The 5,395-nt window shown below is 71.0% G+C and carries 6 protein-coding genes and 1 pseudogene; 3 read left to right on the top strand and 4 right to left on the bottom strand.

All coding sequences use genetic code 11. The features are described from left to right. The first annotated feature begins 42 nt into the window (after positions 1-42). Both RIF93_RS18345 and RIF93_RS18340 read left to right on the top strand, forming a co-directional pair. Positions 43-1,239 carry a CoA transferase gene (locus tag RIF93_RS18345; protein WP_309092894.1) on the top strand — a complete coding sequence of 399 codons (1,197 nt, stop codon included), beginning with the start codon at positions 43-45 and terminating at the stop codon, positions 1,237-1,239. Between the two features lie 58 nt (positions 1,240-1,297). After that, complete coding sequence (locus RIF93_RS18340; RefSeq protein ID WP_309092893.1) at positions 1,298-1,474, top strand: hypothetical protein; 177 nt, start codon at positions 1,298-1,300, stop codon at positions 1,472-1,474. Here the strand turns inward: RIF93_RS18340 and RIF93_RS18335 are convergent. From RIF93_RS18335 to RIF93_RS18325, 3 genes are all read right to left on the bottom strand, one after another. Then, positions 1,444-2,760: an MFS transporter gene (locus tag RIF93_RS18335; RefSeq protein WP_309092892.1), complete on the bottom strand. Its 1,317-nt coding sequence runs from the start codon at positions 2,758-2,760 to the stop codon at positions 1,444-1,446. The two genes, RIF93_RS18340 and RIF93_RS18335, sit on opposite strands and share 31 nt — an antisense overlap. Positions 2,761-2,858: 98 nt before the next feature. Further along, the gene (locus RIF93_RS18330) at positions 2,859-3,749 is read right to left on the bottom strand and encodes an NAD(P)H-hydrate dehydratase (RefSeq protein ID WP_309092891.1); all 891 of its coding nucleotides are present in this window, start codon (positions 3,747-3,749) and stop codon (positions 2,859-2,861) included. After that, positions 3,746-4,510, bottom strand: coding sequence for a histidine phosphatase family protein (locus RIF93_RS18325; protein WP_309092890.1), 765 nt, complete (start codon positions 4,508-4,510; stop codon positions 3,746-3,748). Before RIF93_RS18325 ends, RIF93_RS18330 begins: the two co-directional genes overlap by 4 nt. 136 nt (positions 4,511-4,646) lie before the next feature. Between RIF93_RS18325 and RIF93_RS18320 the strand changes: the two genes are divergently transcribed. Next, on the top strand, positions 4,647-4,922 hold the full coding sequence (locus RIF93_RS18320) for a hypothetical protein (protein WP_309092889.1): 276 nt from the start codon (positions 4,647-4,649) through the stop codon (positions 4,920-4,922). Between the two features lie 7 nt (positions 4,923-4,929). Here RIF93_RS18320 and RIF93_RS18315 read toward each other — a convergent pair. Then, positions 4,930-5,395 (bottom strand): annotated as a pseudogene (locus RIF93_RS18315) (lytic transglycosylase domain-containing protein); the annotation flags it as partial.

Raw genomic sequence — 5,395 nt, 5'->3', positions numbered from 1 at the left:
CCAACGCCTGTTTAAACTCCCGGAAAACACCGGGAGGGACGCGTGCTGCTGAAGGGCCTGAAGGTCGTCGACTTCACCGCCTACATCGCCGGGCCAGGCACCGCGGCGATCCTGGGCGACTGGGGCGCGGACGTGATCAAGGTGGAACGCCCCGAGGGCGACGCCATGCGCCACATCTTCGGCGACCTGAAGACGGACCTGGGCGCGAATCCCACCTTCGACGTGGATAACCGCGGCAAGCGCGGGATGGTCCTCGACATCACCAAGCCGGAGGGCCGCGAGGCCCTGGCCCGACTGGCGGGACAGGCGGACGTCTTCCTGACCAACGTGCGGCCGGCGTCGCTGAAGAAATACGGCCTGGACGCCGACAGCCTACGCGCCGCCAACCGCCGGCTCGTCTATGCCGTGATCACCGGCTACGGCCTGGACGGCCCGGACGCCCACAAGCCCGGCTTCGACGTCACCGCCTTCTGGGCGCGGGCCGGGGTCGCGGCGATGACGGCGCCGAAGGGCATGGACCCGTTCCTGCTGCGCTCGGGCGTGGGCGACCACACCACCTCGCTGGCGACGGTGTCAGCGATCCTGGCGGCGCTGTACGAGCGCGAGCGGACCGGCGAAGGGCGGCTGGTGCAGACCTCGCTGCTGGCCACCGGCGTCTATGTGATGAGCTCGGATCTGGCGGTGCAGCTGAAGTTCGGCCGGTTGGCCTCGGCGAGGACCCGGGACAATCCGATCAACGCCATCGCCAACCTTTACAAGAGCGCCGACGGCCGCTGGTTCGTCCACAATCCGCGCGGCTCGGGCGGCGGCTGGCAGGCGTTCTGCCAGGCGGCCGGACGGCCGGAGCTGGTAGACGATCCCCGCTTCGCCACCGGCAAGGCGCGGCGCGAGAACGCCAAGGCCCTGACGGAAGAGTTCGACCGCGCGTTCGCCGCCCTGCCCTTCGACGAGATCGCCCGGCGGCTGGACGAAGCCGACCTGGTCTGGGCGCCGGTGCAGACGCCCGCCGACGTCGCCGCCGACCCCCAGGTGGCCGCGGCCGGGGCCTTCGTCGAGATCGAGGACGGCGAAGGCGGTACGTTCCGCTCCATCGCCGCCCCTGCCCGCTTCCCCGGCGCCGACGCCGAGCGCCGGCCGGCCTCGCCGAAGCTGGGCGAGCACACCCGCGAGGTGCTGGCGGAACTGGGCTACGGGGAGGCCGAGGTCGAGGCCATGCTGGCGAGCGGCGCGGCGGCCTGAAAACCCTCAATTGCTAGCGCCGGAAACCACCGCGGCGCGCCGCTGGTTGGAGGCGGCCATGACGATGTCCCAACGACTGCGGAAGACCGCCGAAGAAGCCGAACGGCTGGCGCGCGAAACAGTGGTTCCGGCCGAGCGCAACGCCCTGATCCGCTTCGCCCACGACTGGCGCAAGCTGGAAGCGCGCGCCGCCGAGCAGGAGGCTCAGGCCGCCGGCGCGGGCGCCCGCGCGTAGGCGGCGCTGAGGTCGCGGTAGTAGCGCGAGTTCAGAGCGTAGATCGTCGCCAGCACGCCCACCACGCCCGCCAGGGTGAAGACCAGGGCGATGCCGCGGTCGGAACCGCGTCCGAACCAGTCGCCGATGGCGGCGGCGCCCCAGCCGTCTGTCATGAACGGGATGACGACGAACTGGGTGAGCGGACCCATCAGGAAGGCGGTCAGGGGCGAGGCCGCCTGCTCCACCGACTGAGCGAAGCCGAAGACGCGGCCCTGGCGCTCGAAGGGCACCACCTTCTGCAGCGTGGTGTGCTCGGCCGCCTCGGCATAGGGGCCGAGGAACATCCAGATGAAGCAGCCCGCGGCCAGCAGGAGGATGGAGGCCTGCAGCGTGAAGACGCAGCACACCGCCCACATGATCAGGTTCACGGTCAGCAGCGTGCGCAGCGGATTGGCGCCCAGGCCCGTGCGGGCGATGACCAGGCCCGAGATGATGAAGGCCGTCGAGAGCACGCCCCACAGCAGGCCCCAGGCTTGCACCGAGACCAGCGACAGGCCGTAGGCGTCCATCAGCGCCATGAAGATGCCGCCCAGGAAGTTGTTGAAGCTGGCGAACAGGATCAGGGCGAAGAGGCCAGGCACGGCCCCTACGACCCGCAGCGTGCCGCGCAGATCCACCCGCCGTGGTTCCCGCGGCGCGTCGGGCGCAGCCTCGTTCCGAGGCTCGTCGACCCGCACGAGGGCCAGGTGCAGCAGCGCCGCAACGGTGGAGACGATGGCCAGCAGCAGCGTCAGGCGCATGCCGCCCGAGGCGACCAGGAAGCCGCTGATCACCGACGTGGTCAGGAAGCCGACGCCCGTGACCATGCCGACGAGGCCGTTCGCCTTGTCGCGTCGATCTTCCGGCACTAGGGCGGTGACGAGGGTCGGCAGGGCGATGGCGCGGATATTGCCCGCGATCATGCCCAGCATCACCAGGCCGATGAAAACCCACAGCCGCACGCTCGAGACGTCGCGCAGGCTCGCCGCGGAGGACATTTCGTGCAGGCCGAGCGAGAGCGCGTAAAAGACGAGCGAGACGGCGCTGGACCCCAGCATCACCAGCTTCTTGCGGTGATGGTCCACGAGGCTGCCGAACCAGATGCCGAGGCCCGCCGTCAGGACCAGGTAGATGCCGGCGATCATGCCGGTGGCGAAGACCGAGCGGGTCTCCAGGTAGGTCCAGAAGGTGATCGCGAACCAGACCGTATAGTTGGTGATGTTCGCCACGAGGTTGTTGGCGAGCAGGTTGTAGAACGACGTCATCGTGCGGCCCTAAGGGGCCGCCCGGCCCCGCTTGCGTTCAGATATGGGCGTTTTGCAACCTTCGCCACGAGGTTGTCATCCGTGTGTCCGCGGAAACGTCACGCCGCAGCGCGTTGCAGCTCGGCCGTGGCGGGGGCGATCTCGTCCAGCAGCTCCCGGGCCAGAAAGCCAAGGGGCGCGATGCGGCGGGCGAGCCGGCGTCCGCTGGCGCCATGCACGAACGAGCCCCAGCAGGCCGCCTGGGCGGCCGGCGCGCCGCGGGCCAGGAAACCACCGATGATCCCCGCGAGCACGTCGCCCGAACCGGAGGTGGCGAGGCCCGGACAGCCGCCGACGTTGCGCCAGGCCCGGCCGTCCGGCGAGACGATGAAGGTCTCGGCTCCCTTCAGGGCGACCACCGCCTGGAGCTCGGCGGCCAGGGTGCGGGCCGCCTCCAGTGGCTGGGCCTGGACCTCCTCCTTGCTGCGGCCGATGAGGCTGGCCATTTCGCCGGCGTGCGGCGTCAGCACCAGCCGCCCGGCGTGGCGGCGCGCGCGTTCAGGCGCCTGGGCCAGGGCGGGCATGGCGGCGGCATCGGCCACCATCGGCGGCCCGTTGGGCTGCATCAGACGCAGGGCGAGCTCGCCGGCCGCTTCGCTGTCCAGCAGACCCGGACCGATCACCAGGGCGTCGGCGCGGCGCACCGCCTCGCACAGCACATCGGCGGCCTCGGCGGCGAGCTCGCCGTCGGGCGTCTCGGCCAGCGGGAAGACCAGGCCTTCGGGCAGGGCTAGGGCGAGATGGGTGGCGAAGGAGGCGGGCGCGGCCACCTGCAGCTTCCCCGCCCCGGCGCGCAGGGCGGCGATGGCGGCCAGCAGCACGGCGCCGGCCACCTGGGCGCCGCCGCCGGCGACCAGCACGCGGCCGCGGTCTTCCTTGTCGGCCTCCGGCGGGAGGGGCGGCAGGGGCCAGGCGCGCAGGGTCTCGGGCGTGAGCTCGACGAGGCTCATCGGGCGGCCACCGCGGCGTCGGGCTCGCGCGTGACCGGCGCACCCTCGCGCTCCAGCGGCGCGGTGACGTTGTAGCGCGTGAGCTTCAGGCAGCCGTTGGGGCCGTCGGCCGGATCGAGGCGGTATTCGGTGACCGAGCAGTTGGCGACGTCGCCCTGCCGGTCGATGGCCAGGATCTGCTCCTCGGTCATCTCCTCCAAGAGGTAGCGCAGGCACAGCACCACGACCTGGTGGCTGACGATCAGCACCCGCTCGCCGGCGTGGTGCAGAGAGAGGCTGTCGACGGCGCTGCGCAGGCGCAGGATCACATCGCACCAACTCTCGCCGCCGGGCGGGCGGTGATAGAACTTTCCCAGCAGCCGACGGAATTCGGCCTGATCGGGGAAGTGCGTTTCGATGCCGGTGCGGGTCAGGCGGTCGAGGACGCCGAACTCCTTCTCGCGCAGCCGCTCGTCCGGCGTCGGCCGCTTGGCGTCGGGCGAGAAGCCGCCGCAGTCGCGCATGATGTCGGCGGTCTCCCGAGCGCGGACGTAGGGCGAAGTCAGCACGACCTGCGGACGCTCCGTCTCAGGCAGCTCAGCGAACCAGGAGCCCAGGGCGCAGGCCTGCTGGCGGCCCAGCGGCGACAGCGGCACGTCCATATCGCGGTGGGCGATGTCGATGCGCGGGAGCTGACCGGCCTCGGCGAGATCGCGCGCGACGTTGCCCAGACTCTGTCCGTGCCGGACGATCCACAAGCGTTCGGGCCAGCGCTGCGCCATGCCGATGAAACCTCTGCCGAGCGGTGTCGGCGAACCCAACGCGGGCGGGCTGGTTTGCGCTCCGAAACAGCCGCCTGAGGCTCAAAATGGGCCACTGAACGATGTTCACTCAGGGTCCGCGGAGGGATAATGCGTCATGGCTTCATCGCAACCCCACCGTAGCGCGGCCGAGCGCGCCCAACGGCTTCGCGCCCTGGCGGAAGGCACCTATCGCCTCGCCGACGAGTGCGACTGCCCGGCGATCATCGACGACTACCTGCGGATCGCCGCCAAGCTGATCGGGCTGGCGGAAGGCGCCGAAGCCGAGGCAGCGGCGAAGGCCGCGCCGAAGAAGCCTGCGACCAAGGCCAAGCCTGCGGGCAAGGCCTGTTCGGAAGACCACTCGGACGATCGGCTGCGCGCGCACGCCTGAACCGCGGCTAGTCGCCGTCGCGGTTGTCGGAGAGCAGTTTCAGCATCTCGGACGTGAACAGGGAGCCGGTGAGCCGGCTGCCGACGCCCAGCTGGTCGTTGGGCTGCGACCCCTTCAGAATCAAGGCGATCAGCGCCTCCTCCTCGCGCTGGCGCGAAAGCCGGCGCGCCGAGGCGTACTGGATGAAGCCGCCGTCCTCGTCGGCCGCCTTCTGGCCCGAGGTCACCTGGTGGTCGCCGGCCGTGCGCGTGAGGTTGGCATAGACCTCCGAAACCGTGGCCGCGCGGCCGTCCCGATAGAAGATCGACCGGTTGGCCTGGGCGGCGTCCGGAAACAGGGCGGCGGCCGAGGCGCCGGGCCTGGACTGCATCGCCTCGATCAGCTTGGCCGAGCCCTGGGGCCCCAGGAAGTGGGCGGCGTAGAGCTCGCCGGCGGTCGGCATGCGGCCGGTGCGGCCCTTCAGATAGGCGGCG

Origin of the sequence: Phenylobacterium sp., assembly GCF_031181185.1 — a bacterium.
GTDB lineage: Bacteria > Pseudomonadota > Alphaproteobacteria > Caulobacterales > Caulobacteraceae > Phenylobacterium.
The sequence above is the reverse complement of the archived record's forward strand: the minus strand, read 5'-3'. Positions and strand labels throughout refer to the sequence as shown.